15 protein-coding genes are annotated in these 22,892 nt (G+C 71.3%); 8 read left to right on the top strand and 7 right to left on the bottom strand.

The genetic code is table 11. From position 1 onward, the window contains the following. The first annotated feature begins 347 nt into the window (after positions 1-347). From WMF29_RS48770 to WMF29_RS48750, 5 genes are all read left to right on the top strand, one after another. The gene (locus WMF29_RS48770; RefSeq protein WP_437326852.1) at positions 348-1,859 is read left to right on the top strand and encodes a serine/threonine-protein kinase; all 1,512 of its coding nucleotides are present in this window, start codon (positions 348-350) and stop codon (positions 1,857-1,859) included. 172 nt (positions 1,860-2,031) lie between these two features. Then, positions 2,032-4,425, top strand: coding sequence for a hypothetical protein (locus tag WMF29_RS48765; protein ID WP_437326851.1), 2,394 nt, complete (start codon positions 2,032-2,034; stop codon positions 4,423-4,425). A 110-nt stretch (positions 4,426-4,535) separates the two neighbouring features. Further along, a complete protein-coding gene (locus WMF29_RS48760; protein WP_437326850.1) occupies positions 4,536-5,639 on the top strand; it encodes a serine/threonine-protein kinase in 1,104 nt (367 codons plus the stop codon). 7 nt (positions 5,640-5,646) lie between these two features. Beyond that, positions 5,647-6,297, top strand: coding sequence for a hypothetical protein (locus tag WMF29_RS48755; RefSeq protein ID WP_437326849.1), 651 nt, complete (start codon positions 5,647-5,649; stop codon positions 6,295-6,297). Between the two features lie 8 nt (positions 6,298-6,305). After that, complete coding sequence (locus tag WMF29_RS48750; protein WP_437326848.1) at positions 6,306-7,307, top strand: MBL fold metallo-hydrolase; 1,002 nt, start codon at positions 6,306-6,308, stop codon at positions 7,305-7,307. A gap of 5 nt (positions 7,308-7,312) precedes the next feature. Here the strand turns inward: WMF29_RS48750 and mobA are convergent, their stop codons facing one another. Both mobA and WMF29_RS48740 read right to left on the bottom strand, forming a co-directional pair. After that, positions 7,313-7,972 (bottom strand): molybdenum cofactor guanylyltransferase, encoded by a 660-nt coding sequence (gene mobA, locus WMF29_RS48745; RefSeq protein ID WP_437326847.1) that lies wholly within the window; start codon positions 7,970-7,972, stop codon positions 7,313-7,315. 290 nt (positions 7,973-8,262) lie between these two features. Then, a complete protein-coding gene (locus WMF29_RS48740; RefSeq protein WP_437326846.1) occupies positions 8,263-10,194 on the bottom strand; it encodes an FAD-binding oxidoreductase in 1,932 nt (643 codons plus the stop codon). A gap of 232 nt (positions 10,195-10,426) precedes the next feature. Between WMF29_RS48740 and WMF29_RS48735 the strand changes: the two genes are divergently transcribed. Beyond that, positions 10,427-11,740, top strand: coding sequence for a CapA family protein (locus tag WMF29_RS48735; RefSeq protein ID WP_437326845.1), 1,314 nt, complete (start codon positions 10,427-10,429; stop codon positions 11,738-11,740). A 164-nt stretch (positions 11,741-11,904) separates the two neighbouring features. Here WMF29_RS48735 and WMF29_RS48730 read toward each other — a convergent pair whose 3' ends face one another. Further along, positions 11,905-13,071, bottom strand: coding sequence for a glycoside hydrolase family 11 protein (locus WMF29_RS48730; RefSeq protein ID WP_437326844.1), 1,167 nt, complete (start codon positions 13,069-13,071; stop codon positions 11,905-11,907). Here WMF29_RS48730 and WMF29_RS48725 point away from each other — a divergent pair. After that, on the top strand, positions 13,061-13,330 hold the full coding sequence (locus tag WMF29_RS48725) for a hypothetical protein (RefSeq protein ID WP_437326843.1): 270 nt from the start codon (positions 13,061-13,063) through the stop codon (positions 13,328-13,330). The two genes, WMF29_RS48730 and WMF29_RS48725, sit on opposite strands and share 11 nt — an antisense overlap. Before the next feature lie 660 nt (positions 13,331-13,990). Here the strand turns inward: WMF29_RS48725 and WMF29_RS48720 are convergent. The 4 genes from WMF29_RS48720 to WMF29_RS48705 form a co-directional block, all read right to left on the bottom strand. After that, positions 13,991-14,833, bottom strand: coding sequence for a hypothetical protein (locus tag WMF29_RS48720; RefSeq protein WP_437326842.1), 843 nt, complete (start codon positions 14,831-14,833; stop codon positions 13,991-13,993). A 60-nt stretch (positions 14,834-14,893) separates the two neighbouring features. Next, positions 14,894-16,735: a vWA domain-containing protein gene (locus WMF29_RS48715; RefSeq protein WP_437326841.1), complete on the bottom strand. Its 1,842-nt coding sequence runs from the start codon at positions 16,733-16,735 to the stop codon at positions 14,894-14,896. Positions 16,736-17,012: 277 nt separating this feature from the next. After that, positions 17,013-17,981, bottom strand: a complete 969-nt coding sequence (gene gspC, locus WMF29_RS48710; RefSeq protein ID WP_437326840.1) for a type II secretion system protein GspC — start codon at positions 17,979-17,981, stop codon at positions 17,013-17,015. A gap of 403 nt (positions 17,982-18,384) precedes the next feature. Continuing rightward, positions 18,385-19,944 carry a BNR repeat-containing protein gene (locus tag WMF29_RS48705; protein WP_437326839.1) on the bottom strand — a complete coding sequence of 520 codons (1,560 nt, stop codon included), beginning with the start codon at positions 19,942-19,944 and terminating at the stop codon, positions 18,385-18,387. Between the two features lie 422 nt (positions 19,945-20,366). On the opposite strand from WMF29_RS48705, the gene WMF29_RS48700 reads away from it, so the two are divergent. Next, entirely contained in the window at positions 20,367-22,832 is a 2,466-nt protein-coding gene (locus tag WMF29_RS48700) for a TonB-dependent receptor domain-containing protein (RefSeq protein WP_437326838.1), read from the top strand. The last annotated feature ends 60 nt before the right edge of the window (positions 22,833-22,892 follow it).

Below are 22,892 nucleotides of genomic sequence, written 5' to 3'. Positions count from 1 at the left end.
GCGCGCCGCGATGAACGAGCGGTGGTGACGCTCGTTAGCAAGGTGTGTTTCATGACCGGTGATGTTTGGTATCGAGAAGATATCGGCGCTTCCGCGGTGACACGGACGTACAGTTGACCGGTGATGTTATGTGGCTCCCGAGATCGCGGTGGGCAATCGAACATCCGTGTTGAAAAATCACTGCGGTTCTGCGGCGACAGGGACGTACACGCGAATACCCATGTCGTATGGAGCGGCGGGGCGGCGGTGCTGCGTCGAACTCGTAATTGTCCGACCGGAGCGGTGTCGGGGCGTTTGAGGCGCGCGGAGAAGGTCAGGAGGACGGCGCGTGGTATCCTGATCTTTGCGTGAGCAATCCGCTGATGCCAGGCGCCCTGGTGGCGAGTCGCTATCGGGTCGATCGCCAGCTGGCCGAGGGAGGCATGGGGGTCATCTGGGCCGCCACCCACCTCGCGAACGGCGAACGTGTGGCGCTGAAGCTGCTGCGCCCCGGCACGGCGGATGACGCGTCGACTCGGCGGCGCCTCGTCCGGGAAGCGCGCGCGGCGGCCGCGGTCGATCACCCGAACGTGCCATCCATCCACGACGTGCTCGAGCTCGACAACGGGACGCCGTTCCTCGTCATGGATCTGCTCGAGGGGGAATCGCTCCGCGACAAGCTGCTGCGCGAGGCGCAGATCCCCCTCCCCGAGCTGTCGCGCATCCTGCTGCCGGTCATCTCGGCCGTCGGCACCGCCCACGCGCTGGGCATCGTCCACCGCGACCTGAAGCCCGACAACATCTTCCTGCTCACGCCCGACGCGGCCGCGCCACGAGGCTCGCCCGGCGCAGCGGACGCCGCCGCCGAGGAGCGCCCGAGCGGCGCGCCGGGACGCGGCTCCGCGGATTCCGCTGGTGCGCCGGAGGCCGCGCAGCACGACGCCCGCGTCCGGGTGCTCGACTTCGGCATCGCCAAGGTCACCGCGGCCCAGGGCGAGACAAGCTGGTCCTGGGGACGCACCGGGAGCGGCGAGATGCTCGGGACCCCGTACTACATGTCGCCGGAGCAGATCCTCGGCGAGCACGACGTGGATCACCGCGCCGACATCTGGTCGCTCGGCGTCATCCTCTACGAGTGCCTCACCTCGGTGCGGCCCACCGAGGCCGAGAACATGGGCAAGGTGATGAAGCGCGTCCTGACCGGCTCGATCCAGCCGATCGGGGAGAGCGCGCCCACGCTGCCCGCCGACGTCGCGGCCATGATCGATCGCATGCTCAGCCCGGATCGCGCGCAGCGCCCGGCCGATCTGCGCGAGGTCGGCGCGCTCCTCGAGCGCTACGCGGCCGTCGCCCTCCGCCCCTTCGGTCCCCCGGCGGCGCCCAGGGAGCCGGAGAGCGACTCGCTCGTGCCCAGCGCCCGCGCCAGCGACCCGCTCGTGCAGAGCGCCCGCCTCAGCGGCTCGCTCGCGCCCGACGCCCGCATCAGCGACGCGTTCCCGGCCAGCACCGCCGATCTGGACGGGGAGGCGTCGATCGCGACGCTGCGCGCAGGCAGCCTCCTGCCAGCGCCTCCCTCGAGCAACCGGCTGCGCGCGCGCAGCGCCGGAGCGGCCTCCCTGGAGGCGCCGCCCGACGCCGCGGCGCTCTCCACGCCGGAGGCGGCCGACGACGCCGCCGCGCTCGCCGAAGAGGGAGCTGTCGCCCCGTCGGCAGGGGCGCGCCGCGCGAAGCGCGCAGGGCTCAAGCTCGTCGCCGCCGGCGTGCTCCTCGCCGCCGGAGCAGGCTTCTCGCTGCTTCGCTGCTCCGCCTCGTCAGCGCAGGAGTCGCCCCACCACCCCGCCATCGCGCCAGAGACGCGCGCTCCATCGAACGATGAGTGATCAGGGCAACTCCGGATCTGCCGGAGAGCCCTTGAGGGAGCCGCCTGAACGAGCCAGTGTCGAGCTCGCCAAAATCTGGTTGTGACGCGGTACGACCGCGTTCTGCCCGGTCGGATTCCTGTTGCGCCGGGATCTTGAACGCGGCCACGCTCTCTCACCTCAGGAGAGCTTCATGCCCAGCGATGTCACCGTCCGGATCCGTTCGCCCCGAGGGTTCGTCGACCTGCCTGGCACCGTGGACGCCGTCGGGCCAGCCGCGTCCTCCGCCTTCGAAGAGCGGAAGTCCGCGCCGGGCATTCACCTGCTCGCGGACGCGGTGAGCGACAGCGCTTATGCCATCTCGCTCTCGGCGCCGGTCCCCGGGGAGAGCCTCGCGGCGCTCCGGGAGCGCGAGGGCAGGGCGCTGCTCATCGTGTTTCCCGGCCACTCGCCCGTGCGCCGGCGGCTGCGCGCCGTCGCCGTCTCCAACGTCGAGGTCGTACCGGATCCGGGCGTGGCGTCGCAGGCGGCGCCGCTCGACCTGAACGCGGGGCGCGAGGGCGCCGCGCCGCTCTGGCTCCTGCCCGCCGGGGTGTTCAGCGCGAGCCCGACCCTCGGCCCCGACGGGCCCGCCGCCCGCGATGCCCTCGTCACCGCGGCCCGGTGGATCTCGTCGCGCCGGACGAGCACGCTCACGCAGCTCTTCCCGCCGAGCGCGTTCCACCCGGAGGAGCCTGTGCGCAAGGAGCGGCTCTCGGCGCGCCGGGGCGCGGCGCTGCTGGATCAGGCGCGCGCGGCGCTCGATGTCGCGGCCGTGGGCGGCGACGAGGCGAGGCGCGATCCGACCGCCGCTGCGACCCTCCGCTCGGCGGCGACGACCATCCTCTCGCACCTCATCGCGACGTCGCTGGACGACCGCGGCTTCGCGCCGGTCGCGGAGCGCGCCGCCGAGGAGATCCTCGCGCTCATCGACAAGGAGGCGGGCGACGAGGCGGCCCGGCCGGCGCTGCGCGCGCACGCGATCCACCTGCTCCAGCTGCGCGCCCCGGGGCTCACGTCGGCCCAGCAGGAGCGAGCGCGGGCGCTCGTCCGAGGGCTGCTCCGGGAGGCGCCGCCGTACCACGAACTCACGGGACCGTGGAACCTCGCGATGTGCGGCGGGTCGGAGTTCCACGAGGGCGAGTGCAACATCCTCGTGTCGACCCACGGCTTCAAGGAGATCGCCCTCCCGCCCGAGGCGCCCCCGTCGCCGAACGGCTGGAGCCCTTACCGCGCCTTCGAGGCCCCCTTCAAGACGCCGGCCGGCGAGCCCATCCGCATCTTCGCCCGCGCCGCCGCCCCGCGCGACGAGAACCTGGAGATGGGGATGGCGTTCTTCATCGGGCTGCTCATCAACCGCCACGCCCAGCTCGGCGCCTTCGACCTCCGCGCGGCCGCGGTGCAGGTGAAGCAGGAAGGGTACAAGCTGATGATGAACTCGCAGTGCGCGGGGCTCACCACGCGCTTTGCCGTCTCCCAGATGTTCCCCGACGCGGACATCTACTCTTCGTGGGGCTCGACATATTTCAGGGCCGGACCGGACGGGGTGGTCACCTCCTCCGAGGGGGTCGACTGCTTCGTCGCCGCGCTGCGCGGGATGAGCGAGCGCGCGTCGCACGCCGAGCTCGACGCGCGCCTCCGGAAGGCGCAGTGGCCCCACCCGCAGGCGCGGGTCCCCGGGTTCTCGCAGTTCGTCGGGCCCTCGCACCCGCTCGTCGTCGCCCGCTACTCCGACGTGAACCGGGACGGGCGCGCGGATTACTACGACGGCTTCCTCGACTTCCAGCTCACGGACATCGCCGAGGACATCGAGGCCTCGATGACGCCGCGCGACCCGGGGGTGAGCGCCTCGCAGATCGGCGGCGACGGCGCGGCGGGCCTCGACTGGGCGGCGGGCAGCCTCAATCGTGTCGCGCAGTACTCGGACATCTGGGCGGGGCTCGCGGGCCAGAGCGAGCTCTACTATGCCTTCCAGTCGGGGGGCTTCTTCAGCCACCGCGAGCCGCCGCTCGACGTACCCACGGGCGGCGCCGTGCAGCAGGATCTCGGGCGGCTCCCGGCCGTCACCCGCTTTCAGCAGAGCGAGGAGGCGCTCGGCGGCCTCTCGGTCGAGGTCATGTTCCACAGCCACCTGAGCCACGCGGCAAAGGAGCTGAAGCGCCTGCTCTGCGCGGCCGACGCCATGCGCCGCGCCTTCGATCTCGGCCACCTCGCGGGCGAGGAGGCGCTGTCGACGCCGCGAGGGCAGCGCTGCGCCATGCTCCTCACGATGGCCGGTCTGCTGGAGTTCCCGGCAGACCAGAACCGCATCGACGGCCTGTGGTCGATGGCACTCAAGGCGCTGCGGCTCCCGGATGTCTCCCGCAGCGCGGTGCGCGCGTGCATCACGGACGAGGACCACGAGCTGTCCAACTACTACGGATCGCGGCGCGGGCTGGGGCAGCTGCTGGCGGCGCTCGAGAAGAGCGACCCCGTCGCGTTCGAGCAGCTCGGCGCCGACGACCCGCTCGTCGGCAGGCTCGCCGAGCTCGACGCCGGCGCCGTGTGACGACGGCATGTGACCCAGCGCCCCTGCGACCCTGCGTGACCGCGCCGACCGGCGGGGACACGGGCCTTGCAAAGAGGGCCTTGGAGGGGCTATGCCCGGAATGGGACCTCATGCTGTGCCCTCGTTGCCATCGGCGGTACGCGGATGACCACCGCTTCTGCCCGCACGACGGAGAGAAGCTGGTCGCGAGCCACGACATCCGGCGGATCCGGTCCCAGCCCACCGAGCACGTGGGCACGATCGTCGCCGAGCGCTACCGGGTGCGGGGCCTGATCGGCAGCGGCGCCATGGCGCAGGTGTTCCTGGCGGAGGACACGAAGAGCGGCGCGCCCGTCGCGCTGAAGCTGCTGGAGCAGAGGTTCCGCCGCGAGCCCAAGGTGAAGGCGCGGTTCCTCCTGGAGGCCAAGGCCGCGGCCACGGTCGTTCACCCGAACATCGTCGAGGTCCTCGATATCGGCCTCCATGAAGGGTCGCCTTACCTCGTGCTGGAGTTCCTCTTCGGCGAGTCGCTGAGCTCGCTGCTCCTGCGCGAGAAGCGGCTGTCCCCGGAGGCCGGTGTCCCCTTCCTTTTGCAGGCCGCGGCCGGGCTCGGCGCGGCCCACCGCGCGGGGATCGTCCACCGCGACGTGAAGCCCGCCAACGTGTTCCTCGTCGGGGAGAAGGGCGACGCGTGGGCGGCCAAGGTCGTCGATTTCGGGTTCGCGAAGCTGTACGAGCACTCGGGGCTCACGCAGGCCGGGGTGACCGTCGGCACCCTGGAGTACATGGCGCCGGAGCAGACCGTCAGCGACCCTCCCGACGGGCGCACGGACGTCTACGGCTTCGGCATGCTCATGTACCGGATGTTCACCGGCCGGCTCCCCTTCAGCGTCGCGCGGAGCTCCTCCCCCGCCCTCGCGCCCGCCATGGACGAGGCCGTGGTGCTGGCCAACCAGCTCGTCACGCCGCCCCCGCCGCCCAACCTGGGTGAGAGCCCGGCGTCCCGCGCGCTAGAGGCGGTGATCACGAAGTGCCTGCGCAAGCGGCCGGAGAACCGGTATGCCTCGATGGAGGCGCTCTGCGAGGATCTCGCCCGGCTCGGGCGGCCAGGCGCGCTGGCGGCGCACGCGCCGATCGCCTCGCCCGACGTGTACGCGGCGCAGACGCCCTATGGAGAGCACGCGGCGCGGTTCCTCTACAAGCAGCTCGGAAGGGTGTACGGCGCAGCGCCGTAGCCGCGCCATGACCGGAGCGCGCTCCCTCGCGCGACGCACCGGAGCGCGCTCCCTCGCGCGACACCGCGCTCCTGCGCTGGCCGCTTGCGTCGCCGCCCTCGGCTGGCTGCTCTGGCCGCTCGTCGCGGGCGCGTCGCCCAAGGAGCCGCTGCGGGCGGCGCCGGCGGCCGCCGCCACGGAGCCCGACATCCAACCCACGCTGGCGTGGCTCCTCGTCCAGCTCGTGCCGAGCCCCGAGCTGTGGCTCGATCCGGGCGAGGCGCGCTTCGGGTTCCGGTGGCAGGTGACGCCGCTGCTCTACTCGTTCGGAATCAACCGCAAGCTCTCGCCGTGGCGCACCCTCATCGCGGAGCCGCTCACGCGCCACGCCGGCTCGATCGAGCTCTTCGGCTCGCCGGGGTACGTCGCCCGTCCGGGCGCGTTCGCCGATCGCTGGCTGATCCGGAGCGGCGTCCGCGCTTACTTCCCGCTCCTCTATGGAGGCGACTACCTGTCCTGCTCGCTCGGCGGATCCGCGCTCTTTGCTCGAGGGCACGTGGCGGCCTCGTACGAGGCGGGGGTCTATACCCTGTTCGGCGCCCTGGGCGCGCAGGTGGCGACCACGCCGACCGCCGCCTTGCGATCGACCACGTTCACGCTCAGCATCCGCTACTTCTGACGCCGCGCATGGCCACGCGCCCCTCCTCGTCGCCAGCTCGCCTCCCCGCCGCGGCGCTCCTCGCGCTCGCGGGCCTGTCGTGCAGCGTGCCCGCGCGCATCCTGGAGAGCAACGTGGCGAGGCTGTTCGCGAGCCCGCTGCCCGTGCCGGACAAGGTGCGCGCGCCGTACCGCCCCGAGGCGCGGCTCGCCGCGCTCTGGGTCGGGCACGCGACCGTGCTCGTGCAGATCGACGATCGATGGATCCTGACCGATCCCGTCTTCACGTCGACGGTGGGCCTCATGGTGAAGCGGCTCGTCGAGCCGGGGTTCGCTCCGGAGGATCTGCCGCCCATCGACGCCGTGCTGATCTCGCACATGCACCTCGACCACCTCTCGCTCGGCTCGCTGTCCCTGATCGAGCCGAAGGTCCGCGCGCTGCTCGCGCCTCGGGGCGGGCTCGTCTACGTGCCCAACTACAGCTTCGCGTCGTTCGAGGTCCCGACCTGGACGACATGGCGGCAGGGCGATCTGAAGATCACGGCCGTCCCGGTGCGGCACTCCGGCTATCGCTACGGGCTGGACCGGGACTGGATGACGGAGAGCTTCACGGGCTATGTCGTCGAGTACCATGGGATCACGGTCTACTTCGGCGGCGATACCGCGTACGACCGCGATGACTTCGTGAAGACGCGCGCGCGATTCCCCTCGATCGATCTGGCCCTCTTGCCGATCGCGCCGGTGGGGCCGCGCGAGTTCATGGAGAGCAAGCACGTCGATCCGGAGGAGGCGGTGCAGGCCTTCCTCGACCTCGGGGCGCGGCGGATGATGGCCATCCATTTCGACACCTTCATCAACAGCACCGATACGTTCGGAGAGGCGCCCCGCGAGCTCCGGCGCGTCATGGCCGCGCGCGGGCTGGGGCCGGATCGGGTGTTCCTGCCCAGGCACGGCGAGCAGCGGGTCCTCATGGCGAGGGGCGAGCCCGGGGGCGCGGCGGCGGCGAGCAAGCCAGCGGCGCGCGGCGAATAGCCGGGTCAGTCGAGCTCGCGCAGCGCCGCCGCGTAGTCCTCGGGCGTGTTCAGGTTGCGCAGCGATCGCAGCGCCGGATCCGCAGCGCTGAGCCGCGGATCCGAGAGCAGGAGCTCCGGATCCGCGACCAGGGTGCGCGCCCGCTCGAACAGGGTGGAGAGCCGCAGCCTGCCCTCGGCGAGCAGGGCCGCCACCTCGCCGCGCACCGAGCAGGCGTACACCGCGGCGAGCGGGTGATGGTGCCCCTCCGCCCGCGGCACTGCGATGGCGTGGCCGCCCGCCTGGAGCTCCGCAAGGCGCCGCACGAAGGCGGGGTGCAGGAAGGGCGAGTCGGTCGAGGAGACGTAGGCCCGCTCGGCCAGCGGCGCGACAGCATCGAGCCCGGCCGCGATGCCCTGGAGCGGCCCGCGGCCCTCCACCGGATCGCGCGCGAGCAGCACCCCGTCCGGCAACGGCGGCAGCTCCTGTCCCGGCGCCGCGACCACGACGATCGGCCAGGCCGCCTCGCCGAGGCGCCGCACCACCCGCTGGAGCAGCGCCTCGCCCCCGAACGGCAGCCATGCCTTGGGGCGCCCCATCCGGCTGCTCTGCCCGCCGCACAGCACGACGCCCGCGAGCCCGGCCACGCGGCCCGCGCCGTCACCGTCCTCCGAGGGCACTGTCATGAGCTGCACCGCCGCCCTGCATAATACCACCCCGGCCCGGAACATGCGCTCACTGCGCGCCGAGCGTGCCGGCGGTGCCCTCGTGCGTCACCTCGCAGACGGGGGCAAGATGCTGCGTCGTGCCCATGATGTACCAGGACCTCGGTGGGAAAGACTTCCCCTTCTGGTCCTGATTCTGCCAGATCAGCGACTCGACGGCGTCCTACGCATCTTCGGGCGCACGCGGCTCGACAGCGTGCTCGTCTCCGCAGGCGGTTACGTGGAGGCGCCCGCTCCGGGGCGTGGGTGAGCTATCGAGTCAACGTCGCATGTCCAGCCGGTGAACCGCCCGTCTCAGCATGCGATACCTCGGATTCGCGGAGCGCCGCGCTCGACAGCGCGACCTCGCCGACCACGCCGTGGTTCGCGGCGCCGAACAGGTTGTCCGGATCGACGGCCTGCTTCACCTGCCGCATGAAGGCGCGCGCGCCGTCCGAGTAGATGTCCTTCACGAAATCCTGCCGGATCTTGCCGATTCCATGATGGTGGGACAGCGACCCTCCGGCGGCGAGGATCTCCTCTCGCGCGGCGTGCTCCATCTCGGCGTAATGGCGCACGGGGTCGTCGACGCCCTTGGCGTAGAAGCCGAGATAGAAATAGATGCAGACCCCCGTGGGGTAGACCTGGGTGATGCGGCCGGTGAAGAACGGCTTGCCAGGCAGGCGCCGCTGCTCGTGCTCGCGCAGGACGCGCTGGCGCACCCGGTCGTAGAGCTCGAGCGCGCGGCTCCACGGGACGCTCGTCTCGAAGCTCTCCGCGATCGCCCAGTGCTCGAACGTGAGATCGCGGATGTACGCGATGCCGAAGGTGAGCTGATAACCACGCTCGCCGTTCGCCGCGCCCGCCTTCATCCCGCCGTGCTGCGCCGCGATGCGGTAGAGCGTCTTCTCCTGGAAGTCGACCTCCTCCTTCGTCCCCTCGAACACGAGGGTGGCGACGGCGAGCTGGTGCGGATCGAAGCCCTTGATCCGGGTCACCACGAGCTTCTCCGCCTCGCTCTTCACCCGGGCGAGCACCCCGGACTTCTTCGGCTTGAGCGCCTGACCGAAATGGAACTGCGTGTTGTCCATGACGCGCACGCTCGCGGGCAGCGCGCCGGCGCCCTGCAGGTCATAGAGGAACGCGAGCCCGCGCGCGAGGTCGGGGAAGATGACGCTGCCGTAGCGCTGGACCTCCGGCAGGGGGAACAGCTTGACGACAGCGCTGGTGACGATTCCATAGTTGCCCTCGCTGCCGAACATGCAGTTCTTCGGGTTGGCGCCGACGCTCTCGCGCGGGGCAACGTGCGGCCGCTCGACCACGCCATGCGCGGTCACGACCTGCATGTCGAGGACGAGATCCTCGATGTTGCCATAACGGTTCTTCTTCATCCCGCTCGCGTTCGTCGCGATCCACCCCCCGAGGGTCGAGAACTCGAGGCTGTCGGGCTCGTGGCCCATGGTGAGCCCGTGCTTCTCGAGCTCCGCGACGATGTGCCGCCCGGTCGCGCCCGCCTCGATGCAGGCCATGCGGTTCACGGGATCGAGCCAGAGGATCCTGTTCATGCGCCGCATGTCCACCGCGATCACGGTCCGCTCCTCATGGATCGACAGGCGCAGGGCGTCCGTGACGTTGGTGCCGCCGCCGAACGGGACGAGGCACGCGCCGTGCTGCTTGGCGGCCTCGGTGACGCGCACGACGTCGTCGTGCGAGGCGGGGAACACGACGAGATCCGGGACGCGCTCGAGGCGCTCGTAGCGGATCGCCCAGATCTCGGCCCCGGTGTGGCCGTGGCCGCGCCGGAGGCGCACGAGCGGATCCTGCGAGATCTGATCGTCCGCCAGGAAGCCGCGGAGCGCGGCGAGCAGCTCGCTCGCGACCTTGGCGTCGGGGATCCGAGGCGGGTAGTGCGGCTCGTTGCGGTTCTCGTAGGAAAGCGGCGCGGCGAGCGTGGCCGACATCCACGGGAGCAGCGACGGCAGCTCGACGTTGCTGATGCTGTACCGCGTGCCGGTGAGCACGACGCTGCCGCTCGGCTTGACGACGAACCGGGTGTCGGCAAAGCCCCAGCCGTCCTTGCGCTCCTCGTCGCGCGCCTCGTCGCGCGCCGCGGGGCCCGGCACGATGCGCGTGCTCGCCGGCGTCGCGCCGCGCGAAGAGAGCAGCGTCGAGCCCGAGGGAGTCTCACGTCTTCGATTCACCATGGAGATAAGACCTTCCAAGCAACCCGCGCACGAGCGCGCGTCCAATCCGGAGTAGATCGCGCTGGAGCAGGCCTGGCGTTCATCGCGAGGGCGCTGCCGCCGGTGGCCGCCGCGCCTCCTCGTCGCCCGCTCAACGCGCCGCGATGGTGGCACGAAGGGCGGCGCGCGAGCCACCGGATACTTGGGAGCCGCCGCGCGCCCGTGGATAATGCGCTCCGAGACGCCGCTCGAGATGCGCCCTGCCCTTTGCTTCCTCGCGACGTGCGCCGTGGCCGCGCAGATCGGCTGCGAGCGACCCGCCAACGTGGGCGCCGGGCTCGCGCCGCCGCCCGCCGTCGCGCCGGCCGCGCCCCGCGACGCCGCAGAAGGGCCCCGGGAGGCTCGCGCCGCGGCGGCCGCCGCCGCCGCGCCGGCCGCCGCCGCCACCGCCGCGCGGGCCGCCGCCGCCACCGCCGCGCGGGCCGCCGCCGCCACCGCCGCGCGGGCCGCCGCCGCGCCGGCCGACGCGATCACGCTCATTGCCGGCGGCGACGTCTGCCTCGGCAAGGCGCTCGGCCAGGAGCTGCTCCGCGATCCGGCGTACGATCCGTTCGCCTCCGTCGCGGCGCTGTTCGCGTCCGCCGACGTGCGCTTCGTCAACCTCGAGAACCAGCTCAGCGACCAGCGCGGAGAGACCCAGCACGCGCGCCAGCCGCTCGTGTTCGTAGGCCCACCGGCCGGCGCGGACGCGCTCGCGCGCGCCGGCATCGGCGTGGTGTCGCTCGCGAACAACCACATGTGGGACTACGGCAAGGGCGCGTTCCTCGAGACGCTCGGCCACCTGGAGCGCGCGGGCGTCGCCTACGTGGGCGCCGGCCGGACGCGGCTCCAGGCGTACGCGCCGGCCGTCGTCGAGCGCCGCGGCTTCCGCGTGGCGCTGCTCGCCGTGACCGGCATCTGGAACCAGGGCTCGCTCTGGCAGCACCCGGCGCGGGAGTTCGTCGCGGGCGCGGAGCGGGACGGGCTCGCCGCCGCGGTGCGCGCCGCGCGCAAGCAGCCCGGCGTGGACGCGGTCGTTGTGAGCTACCACGGCGGCACCGAGTACCTGGACACCCCGCTGCCCCAGGCGCGCGCGCTCGCCGGCGCCGCCATCGACGCGGGCGCCGACGCCTTCCTCGGCCACCACCCGCACGTGCTCCAGGGCATCGAGCTCCGCCGCGGCCGGCCCATCTTCTACAGCCTCGGCAACTTCCTCATGAAGGTGAAGAGGACCGGCCCCGCGGTCGAGCTCGCGATGCTCGCGCGCCTGCGCCTGCGGCGGGGCGCGCCGCCCCTCGCGGAGATCTGCCCCGTGCGCAGCGAGGGCCTCGGGACCGTCCCGCTCGCGGCCGACCCCCGGCGCGCCGAGACCGAGGCTGCGTTCGCCAAGCGGATGCGCCGCGTCTCGGCGTTCGTCAAGGGCGAGCCGGCGATCGGCCCCTTCGCCGCCGACGGCTGCGCGCCGCTCGAGCCCGCGGCGAAGGCGGCCCCGGCGCCGCGCCCGGAGATCGCCGGCCCGATCCGCTGAGCGACGCGTCGCGGCCTTGCGGCGGACACGCGCGCGAATCGCTCGGCACCGTCGGTCGGCGCCGGCCGTTGGGCGGAGGCCGCCCGAAAGGGCGCCCGCGAAGCGGGTCGGAGCGAAGCGGAGAGCCTCGATGGCGTCGAGCACGGCGCCATCGAGGCATTGGATCAGGGCGTCGCGTTCCAGACGCGACCAGACGCAGTCCCATTGCTACCGGGGTTGAACACCTCGACGGCCAGGACCTGATAGGTGGGATCGTCGCTCGCGTCCAGGTTGTTCGTGTTCGGAAGGATCCAGCCGTTGTCGGCCCATGCCTTCACGTGATCGGCGAATACGATCTTGTGATCCTGCCCGAGAGCCTGCGGCTGAGCAGGCTTGCTCCAGTATTGGTAGAAGGTGGAGCGACCATTGATAGAGGGCTGCTGCTGCCGCGTCGAGCGGTACGTGGAATACTGAACTCCATCGCTCGTGAAGGTCTTGCCAGCGGTAGCGCCCTGGCTGGGATCATAACTCCATCGCTGCAGGATGTAATACTCCACCAGGTGTGCCGCGTTGGAAGTAGGCATGGTCTTGTCGTACCCCCAGCCGTACAAAGCGATATAGCTCGCGCCGCTGTCGTTATTGAGGCGGTAGCCGATCACCCTCTTCTCATCTCCGTAATGCCATCCTGGACCACCGACATAGTTATAGCCGCCGCCCTGCCAGGTCACGCTGAATTCGCCATTCGGGTCCACGGTCAAAGACGTAGAGCCGCCGTCTTTCCAGTGAGTGAAGAAGAACTCACCGACGTGGCCCGTCGCGTGATTCGAATTGATCACGGTCTTCTCAGTGTATTGCTGAGTGTAGGCCGAGTACTTGGAGAAATCGGGGAGGGGGTCGGGCTTGACCGTCGTATCCAACTCTCCATCGTTGGAGAAAATGGCAAATCCTGCGATCGTCGGGTTATCCACCCCCTTGATCAGCTCAATCGTGACGCTGCCGTCATTCACCGCGATATCCGCGAAGGTCTCCGTGTAGCCCACGTCATGACCGACCTCCGCATAAATATCCAGATCACTGACAACCGTGTTGCCTTCGACCGCAACGCTGAACTTGCGCGATCCAGCGCTGGTTTTGTCGATTTCCGCAAAATGCAACTTCACGGTGTACCTGCCATTGGCGGTAACCGGGACTTCATACTTGAACGAACCATACCGCTCTGTTTGATAGAGCTGCCCGCCAACGACAGCGTCTTGCGTGCTGTTGGTCGAACCACCGCTAGAGTATTTGTCCGCCTGGTACTCTACGCCATCAACCGTTGAGCTCGAATTGCTACCGGAGTCAATGGCGACCACCAATGCGAGATCGCCGCCAGACGAGCTGGAGCTGCTCGAAGACGAGCTGGAGCTGCTCGAAGACGAGCTGGAGCTGCTCGAAGACGAGCTGGAGCTGCTCGAAGACGAGCTGGAGCTGCTCGAAGATGAGCTGGAGCTGGAGGATGAAGAGCTGCTAGAAGACGATGAGCTGCTCGAGGGCCCTGTGGTGTCGTCATCACCGCCACAGGCTGCCAGCGCGACTGACGCGAACGCCAGTATGAACCAACGAGAGGACTGATTCTGCTTTGAATTTTTCATAGGTGTTTCCAATGTTTCCCGAAGATGCACACGAAGCGACTCGCCTGTCAGGGACTCTCTGTCGCGCATTGAGACCAGGGGAGACAACGACATTCGCAACCGATCACACAGGATCACGTAGTGCCATTCGCAGAGTCCGAAACCTTGTCCGGACACCCATGCTCTCCCTGGAAGATCATGTGGTCCTTCGACTAGATTTATACGCCATGAAGCGACCGCGACACAACGCCATTTTGCGCGGTTTCATTGCTCGTGTTTCTCATCCAACATTGGCACAGAGGGAGCGGAAAATGCCAACAGGACTGAGACAGGCCGGACGAGAATCCTATGAGTGGATCGCGCAGAGAGGCGCGTTCCGGCTCCAGCCGACGGTCATGCGACTGAGCAGGTCGAGGACGACGTACAGGAAGTAGAAGACCCCAGGCAGCGGCCCGCGCAGCCTGGTGATGTCCCACGTCCAGATCGGGTTGGGGCCGCGGCGGTGAGCGCCCGCTTGGCGTGCTTCATCGGCGCACGCTGGGCGCGCCGCTCGCCGCGCTCGCCGGAGGCGGCGAGCAGCCGGTACATCGCGCGGATGGAGGCGAGATGGACGCCGCGCGACAGCAGCGTCGCGCAGACCTCCGGCGGGGGCTGGTCGACCTCAGGCCCGCCCGCGCCGCGCGCCGTCCACCTCGTCGACCGCCTCGAGCGCGCTCTCGATCTCGCGGACGAGCTCGTCCGCCGCCTGCTGCTCCCTGTCGGCGCGCGCCTCCACGGCCGACGCGTCGAGGCGCAGCTCCACCCGCCGCAGCACCTCCGCGACCCGCTTGCCCTCCGTCGAGGCGGCGTCCACACGCCGCCGCTTCAGCGCGCCCAGCGCGGCCTCCACGGCCGGCACGAGCGGCGCGGCCACGACCGGGTCAGCGGCCCTCAGCTTGGCCCGGGTGCGCTTCGCAAGATCGAGCAGGCGGCCGCGCGGCGATCGGGCGCGCCGGCGCTGCACGACCCACCCGATCGACGCGAGCACGGAGACGCCGAGCAGCACGGCCGCGCCCTGCACGTAAGGAACGGCCGCGGGCGCGACGGGCGGGAGCACGGCGTCCGGCACCTCGACCGTGATGCCCCCGCGAAGGCAGCTGCCCAGCTCCTGCGCCGTCTGGAGCCGCGAGCGCGCGAGCGGCAGGAGCCGGAGCGGAAGGCACGGGGCCTCCACGCCCGCGAGCGCGCACGCGGGGGCCGGATCCCCGGTCGCGATGGCGTGGACCTCGTGGGTCGCGGGGTCGCGGCTCGTCATGTGGAAGCCGCCCTGCTCGAGGTCGACGAGCCCGCCGCTGTCGACCGACGCGCCGCCCGGCGCGCCGGCGGGCCAGGTCGTCGTCGCCGCGTCGATGATCGAGGCGTCGGTCGAGCAGACCAGCTTGCCGCGGAGGACGATCTCGCCGCCCGGCGCGACGTCGACGTGCTGCGCCGCCACATCGCGCCGGAGTGTGAATGTCTGGGTCATGTCCGCCCCTCGGCTCCGCCGGTGGATCGCCCTCGCGCCATCGTGCCCCGAGCCTCGCCCTCAGTGAAGGTGCGTCCGCGACGCCGTCTCGAGCAGCATCGCCAGGACGAGCGGATCACCCAGGCCGCCCGCGGCCCCCGCGTGGCCCCGGAGGCGCGCGAGGCGGGCCGCATCCTTGAGGAAGAGCGGCTCCCCGAGCGCCTCGGCCGCGGCATGCAGGATCCCCTCCCGCTCGGAGAGCAGCGCGGCGGCGCGGTCGCGATCGCCGAGCGCGATCTGACGGGCGGCCTCGGCCAGCGTCTCGCCGGCGGCGAAGCCCTGGATCGTGCGCGCGACCGACGGGTCGACGCTCGCCGCGCTGTCCGCGTCGCCGGTCGCGTACGCGACCCGGAGCGGCGCCTCGTCCACGACGTTCTTCTTGGCGACGCGGTCCTTGTACTTGAGCTCGATCACCGCGATGGCCCGCGTGTCCGCGCCCGCCGGGAGGCCCAGCTTGAAGAGCATCGCGTGGCTGTCGTCGCGCGAGAACGCCGGGATGAAGAACCGCATCCCGCCCTCGGCGTCGTCCTGCCGGTCCCGCTCGATGCCGTCGCGCCGCTGGGACTGCGCGTCCGCCGCGACCTCGATCGTCCGCACGCGCGCCGCCTCCACGTCGTTCAGCCGGCGCGACCCGTAGACCTGGAGCAGCTTCACGTCCGGCTTCAGCCGCACCCGCAGCTCGACCGCGGTCGCGACAGGATCGAGCCGCCTGTCGAGCTCCGTCGCGAGGGCCGGGGCGATCTGATCGGGATCGCGCAGGTAGTAGTACCCGCCCGCGCCGTCGCTCGCGATCGAGCTCATCAGCGCGCCGTCGTAGTCGGCGCCGAGCCCGAACGTGCTCGTCTGGACGCCGCCCTGGAAGGCGTCGAGCGCGAGCCTCGAGAGCCGCTCCGAGCTCGTGATCCCGGAGTTCGCGCGGCCGTCGGAGAGCAGCAGCACGACCTTCACCGCGCCCTCCGGGATGCCCGGCCGGCCGGCCTGCGCGTAGCCGAGCGCGAGGCCCTGGCCGATGTTGGTGCCGCCGCCCTCGCGGATGCCGTCGATCGTGGCCTTGATCTCCGCTCGCCGCGGCCCGACGGGCCCATCGTCGATCCTGACGTCGGCGCCGCTCGAGAAGGTGACAAGGGAGAAGTCGTCGTTCGCGTCGAGCTTGTCGACGAGCGCCCGGGCCGCGTCGCGCGCCCGCGCCATGGGCTCGCCCTGCATGGATCCGCTCACGTCGAGCACGAGGTGCACCGACAGGTGCGGCCGCGCCGCGGGCGCCTGCGCCGTCGAGCGGAGCGCGACGCGCACGTGCACGGGGCCGCCGCCGGGCGGGACCCGCGTGCGCTCGAGGTCCGTGCGCAGGGCGAGCGCCGAGCCCTTCGGGACGTCGATCGACGGGGCGTAGCGGGCGCCGACGTCGCTGACGAGCTCGCGCCCGTCGGGTGGGACGATGCCGCGCGCGACAGCGGACTCGAACGCGGCGAGGTGGCCGCCGCCGGGGCGGTACGTGGTGGCGAAGCGGCCGTTCGGGTCGAGGCCCGCGGCCTCGGGCGCCGCGGCGCGGGCAGCGCCCTCGCCCGGCGCTCCGGTGGCCGACGGGGCGGGGACCACCAGGCCGTCGACGCCCGCGCGCCCCTTCCCGCCCGCCATGTCGAGCCTGGGGGCGGCGGCCCCACGCGCCGCCAGGGGTTCGGCGGCCGACCCCACGGCCTCGCGCTTCGCCTCGGCGGCGTTCCCCAGCGGCATCGACGCCGGGGACGCCTCCGACGTCGCGGGGGCTTCCTTCGTGCTGCACGCGATCCCCGCCCCCGAGAGCCCCAGCACGAGCGAGCCGCCGACGAGCGCTCGCTTCACCCACACGATTCCGAGTTCGTTCATGGTCTTCCCCTCCCGCGGACAGAGCGGGTGCTCGGTCTGACGGGTGAGCGCCGCATCTGTTCTGTCGCTCCGCTCCCGAGCGACGGCCTCGGCCGCCGTCGGGCGCTCCAGCCAGAGACAGCGGCGATCGACCATTGTTCGGCAGGAGTCGTCCGTGCGCCGGCATTCGACCTCGGCGTCAGCCGCCCGGCCGCCGCCTGCGTGTGCGACAAGCCCGGGGGCGCTCGGCGTCGCTCCTGCACGGAGCGCGGCTGCCGGCCCGGCCCGCCTCCTCGCCTCAGCGAATGTTGACCCTGAGCCTCGTCGGGCGGCCGTCGCGCTCGACGACGACGGACAGGCTCTTGTCGGAGCGCATGCGCGAGTAGGCCAGCATGGCCTTCTGTGGGTCGGTCAGGTCGATGCCGTTGACCGACTTCACGAGATCGCCGCTCTGCAGCCCGAACGACTCGAGCACCGAGCCGGGCTTGATCATCATCTTCAGCCCGACCACCTTGTCGTCCCGCATCTCCGGGACCGCCGCCGAGGTCTGCGTCACGAGCTCGGGCTGCGCGAAGATCTTCTCGGCGGCCGAGCGGTCGATGTCGATCTCCGTGTCGCTCACCCGCTGCATCCGCGAGGCGATCTCGGGCGGGACATCGCTCCTGCTGCTCGGGCGGTACGTCGCGCGGGACGGAGCCGGCGCTGGCGCCTGCGGCTCGGGCTCCTTCTTGCCGCCCTCTCCGCCCTTCTTTCCGAGCTGCATCTGGCAGCGCGCGCCCCCCGAGGTCGAGGTCATCCACACCCGATCCCAGGCGATGTCCTGGACCTTCCGGCCGCCGATCTCCCCGCCTCGCCGCCCGAGCGCCGTGTGTCCACCATCGCTCTCGAAGGCGGCGAACGACCATTCGGGGTCCTCGGACATGGCGATCAGCACGACGCGGCCCGTATCGCAGGGTGGAGCGAGGTAGGGGTCGAGCTGCGAGAGATCCGCCGGGCCGGCGGGCGCGGCGCTCGGCGGGGGTACGAGCGGCCCTGTCGTCGAGTCGAACGGATTGCGCTCCAGGATCGGCGCCGCGCTCGGCCGGGGATCCTCGGAGAGCGGCGCTTCGACAGGATCTGTGACGGGCGGGGCGGAGGTCTCGCCGTCCCGCGTGATCTGGTGGGCGATGAGATGAGATACCCCGGAGGCCTGAAAATACGCGGAGACCGCGACCATTCCTCCCAGGATGAATGCGAATCGGCGCTTGACGAACGCGTCCGGGTTCATGGGTAACGCTCCTCCTGGCCGGAGCGCGCCGGGGCTCGCTGCGCGAGTGTCCCTTGCCGCCGCGGCGTTCGCGGCAGTGCACGCCCTCGCCACCGGCAAGACCGCGCCTCGGGACGAGCACCGAGCGTGCCTGCGCGGCGCCGAACGCGACGCGCGTCCCCATGTGGCATGGATTGCCGCTCTGATTGGACCGCTCAGCGCCGATTGACGCTTGTCCGATACGGACGCGGAGCGCGCCCGCGAGCATCAGGAGCGTCGTCCGGCGGAACAACCGGAAGATCCGTCGATCAGGGCAGAGCTGGCGGGCAACGGGGACGGCGCCACGGAAGAGCTCGTGCGCTCGCACGGGGGGATGAGGCCGTGAAGGGCGCGCTCGGGGACCGACGAGCGTCCTTCGCGCGGCTCAGCGGAGCGCGTACTCCAGGCCCCAGATGTCCACGGAGCTCCGCGCTGGGTAGAACACGGTGAGCTCGTCCGAGGCCTCGAGTCGGGCGGCGTCGATCAGAGGATCAGAGAAGAACCGACCCGAGTCGGCGGCATCGAGGAGCGTCCAGGTCGCGTAGCCGTCGCTCGGGGAGGCGCCGGCGATGCGGAGATCGGGGAGGATCGCATAGACGTTCTCGGTGGAAGAGATCGCGAGCTTGCCCCGGAAGTTCTGTACCACCTTCAGGCCGATGCCGTGGCGCGCCCAGGTCCCGTCGGTGTCGCGGAGATAATGGAAGAACTCGCTGCGCGTTCGGGCGCTCGTGAAGTTCGAATTGTCGGCCTCGGTGTCGGGGAGGTGCGAGAGCAGCACATGGACGCGGCCGCTCGCGTCGACCGTCATGTGTTCCTGGTTGATGAGCCCTCGGTTCTGGCCGATGGGCCACACGGAGAGGCCCGTCGTGCTCCGTGTCACGAAGGAGGCGCCGGTCGTCGCGACCGTGGCGCCCGCGTTGTTCTTCCAGGTGCGCCCGTGATCGTCGCTGTAGACGTACAGGAGATCGTGGTTGGTCGTCGCGTCGGGCGTGTCCCGCCAGCACCACGCCGCGTGCAGGCGCGAGCCGCCGCGCGTGTACGACAGCCCGTGCAGGTAGGCGTTCATGCTGGCGTCGGTGCCCTCGATGTACTCGCCGAGCGCGGTCCAGGCGTGCGTCGTCGCGTCGTACTCCCACAGGTGCTCGTCGCCGCTGCCGCTCTCGCCGATCCGGGCGCTCAGGAGGAGCCTGTCTCCGCCAGGCTCGGTGACGAACCGCGGATAGGTCACGAGGGAGATTCGGCTCGATCCGACGAGCGCGCTCGCGACGGCGCCGAAGCTCGAGGCGGCCCAGGCCGCGCCTTCCGGGTCCGTCAGGAAGCCCGTGACCGAGCGGCGGTAGTGCAGGTCGCTGCCGTGGTGATCGAACGCGAGGTGCAGCGTGCCGTCGCCTGGCGCGATCCCGAGAGAGATCGTGTTGTGGGCGTCGTCGGCGCTCAGCCGATACTCCTTGAAGTCGAACTTCTCCCAGCCGCCTGCGGCTCCGCCGGGGCTCGTCGACAGCCGCCGTCGCGCGAGGACGACGTTGCGGTTGGTGTTCCAGAAGGCGGTGTACTGGAAGCCGCCGAACGACACGATCGCGTCCTGCTGGAACGACTCGCCGTTCAGGTAGCCGCCGTAGGACACCACGGTGAGCCCCGACTCCGCGAGCTTTCCCTCGCCGAGCTTGACGATCCCCGGCGCGACAGGCTCCGCCCCGCCGCCGCCGGTCGTCGTGCTGCTGGCGGTCGTGCTGCCGCTCGTCGCGCCGCTGGTCGTCGCGCCGCCCCCCGCGCCGGTGGCTTCGGAGGTCGTCGCCGCCGCGCCGCCGCTGCCTGCGTTCGCGCCGCCTGAGCCTGAGGAGGTCGACGACTCGGGCGTCGAGGGGCGCTCGCCGTCGCTGCAGCCCGTCAGCCAGGCGACCGGCGCAAGGACGGGCAGAATGGAGAAGATAAGTCGGAGGATCATGCGTTTGCCCGAGGATACTGCCGTACCGCAGCGGTACCAAGCGAGGCAAGCGGTGCTCCTTGAACGATTCGCGGCAAACAGCTTTCCAGCAATCGCATTGCGCCGTCATCGCCCACCGACCAGAGCGGTCCGGAGAGGGCGCTCCACAGGAAGGCCTGGCAGCGCAGCGCGGTGTTCGCCCGTGAGGGGGAAGTGGGCGGTCGTTCGGCGTAGATCATGGCAGAAGCTGGCGGTCGTCCCCCCGGGACACCCCCATCCGACGAGAGCGATCCGATGCGACCGGTCCCCAGGAAGCCCATCAGGACGCCGGCGCGAGCGCCGCTCACATGAAAACATCCATGGTTTCGACCACTTGGCCGCCACGCTCTTCGACCCAGCGCCCCGCTCTGGTCCTCGCTGAGCCGCCTCTCCGCGGCGCGGCGATGCGCTTCCTCCGGCGATCCACGGCAGCCGCAGCGCTGCTCGCGATCACGCTCGCGCCGTGCGTCGCCGCCGCCGCGCCCGACACGCCGCTGCCCCATGCAAAACCGCCCGCGGAGCCGTCCGGTGATGCGCCGCCGGCACCGGCGGCGCCGCCCCCCGATGCGCCAACGGCGGCGCCGCCCTCCGATGCGCTGCCGGCGGCGCCGCCCCCCGATGCGGCACCAGCAGCACTCGTCCCACCAACGCCGCTCACGCCGCTCGGCGCCGACTACCCTGCTGGGGCGCATGGTGACGCCACGGTCCGCCTCGTCCTCACGGTCAACGCCGACGGGACCGTCCGCTCCGCGGTCGCCGAGGAGGGCGCGGAGCCGTTCGCATCGGCCGCCGTGGCCGCCGCAACGTCGTTCCGCTTTGCGCCGGCCACAAGGAACGGCGCGCCGGCCGCCGCCAGGATCCGCGTCGAGGTCCGCTTCACCGAGGCCGCATCGCCCGCGCCGCCCGACGCCTCCGCAGCCGCGCCCGGCGCCTCCGCGCCCGCGCCGGAGCGCCCGGCCACGGAAGCCGCGCCGGCGCCGAGCGCGCCGCACGCGATCGAGGTCACCGTGCGCGGCGAGCAGCCGGCGCCCGGCGTCTCCAGCTTGAGCCGCGGCGAGGTCAGGATCGTCCCCGGCGCGTTCGGCGACCCCTTCCGCGCCCTCGAGGTGCTCCCCGGGGTGACCCCCATCGTCTCGGGGCTGCCGTTCTTCTACGTCCGCGGCTCACCGCCGGGCAACGTCGGCTATTTCCTCGATGGCATTCGCGTCCCCTACCTCTATCACCTCGGGCTCGGGCCCTCCGTGGTCCATCCCGGCATCGTCGATCGCGTCGACCTCTATCCTGGCGGCTACCCCGCGCGTCACGGTCGGTACGCCGGCGGCATCGTCGCGGGCGAGACGACGCCGCCGCTCCCGTACTGGCACGGTGAGGGCATGCTGCGGCTCGTCGACGTGGGCGGGCTCGTCGAGGGGCCCTTCGCCGGCGGCCGCGGGGTCGCGCTCGTGGGCGGCCGCTACTCGTACACGGCGTTGCTCCTCTCGCTCGCCGCCCCCGAGGTCGCGCTCGATTACTGGGATTACCAGGCCCGGCTGTCCTACGAGGTCGTCCCGGAAGGCCGGTTGAGCCTCTTCGCGTTCGGCGCCCACGACTTCCTCGCGAGCGACGAAGACGGCGAGAGGACGACCCTCTTCGACACGACATTTCACCGGCTCGATCTCCGGTACGACCAGGCCTATGGCCAGGGCAGCGCGCTGCGCGGCGCGCTGACGCTCGGCCACGACGAGACGGGGATCGGGAACGACCAGAAAGCGCTGACTCGGAGCCTCGGCGCGCGCCTCTCGCTCGCTCACCGGCTGCGCGACGAGACCACGATCCGCGCCGGCATCGACGCCGTGATCGACGACAACGAGATCGATCTCGGGACCGACGCCGGCGACCCTCCGGGCAGCGTCGCGCCGGACGATGACGACGACGTCCCCGTCGACGATCTCCTCTTGAGCCGCGTCGACCTCACGGTGGGCGGCTACATCGAGTCCGACATCGCGATCACCCCGCGACTGCGCATCACCCCTGGGCTCCGGCTCGATCTCTACCACTCGGACGGCACGGTCGCGCTCGCCGTGGATCCGCGGCTCTCGGCGCGGCTCTCCCTCGGGCGCGGCGTGACGTTCGTGCAGGCGCACGGCATCGCCTCGCAGCTGCCGAGCTTCGTCGTCCCGATCCCCGGCTTCCGCCCGCGCCTCCAGGACGGCCTCCAGCGGAGCTTCCAGTCGAGCGCCGGCCTCGAGCTCGCGCTGCCGGAGGACATCACGGCCACGGTCTCGGTGTTCCACAACGCCTTCTTCAACATGACCGACGCGCTCGGCTCGCTCGGCCTCGACTCGGTCGAGGACGCCTTCACGCTCCGCGCGCTCGGCGCCGCGACCGGCGTGGAGCTGTCGGCCCACCGGCGGCTCACGCGGCGCGTCGGCGGGTTCGCGTCGTACACGCTGTCGCGCTCCACGCGGAGCATCGGCCGAAGCCGGCAACTGAGCTCGTTCGATCGGACCCACGTGGCGAACGTCGCGCTGACCTACGACCTCGGCCGCGGGTACAGGGCTGGCGGGCGCTTCGTGTTCTACTCCGGGCTCCCCCAGAGGATCGGCGGCGCGACGCTCCCGCCGATCGGCGGCGTCCCCGGAGGCTCCGGATCCCTCGCCGGCGGAGCGCCGCGGTGGGAGCGGCTGCCGCCGTTCTTCCGCCTCGATGTCCGCCTGGAGAAGCGCTGGTCGATCGGGAAGTCGGGCTGGCTGGCGGTCGTCCTCGACGTGCTCAACGCCACGCTGTCGAAGGAGACCCTGCCGGGGAGGTGCGATGCGTTCTCGCCGTGCGAGCCGACGACGTTCGGGCCTGTCACCGTCCCGAACTTCGGCCTGGAGGGCGGGTTCTGACGCCCCGAAGGCACGACCCCGCACGCCGCCAGCGAGGAACCTGAGAGACGAGCTGCTCCG

The organism is Sorangium sp. So ce381 (assembly GCF_051473845.1).
Lineage (GTDB): Bacteria > Myxococcota_A > Polyangia > Polyangiales > Polyangiaceae > Sorangium > Sorangium atrum.
Note: the sequence above shows the minus strand (reverse complement) of the source record. Positions and strands in the feature narration are given on the sequence as shown.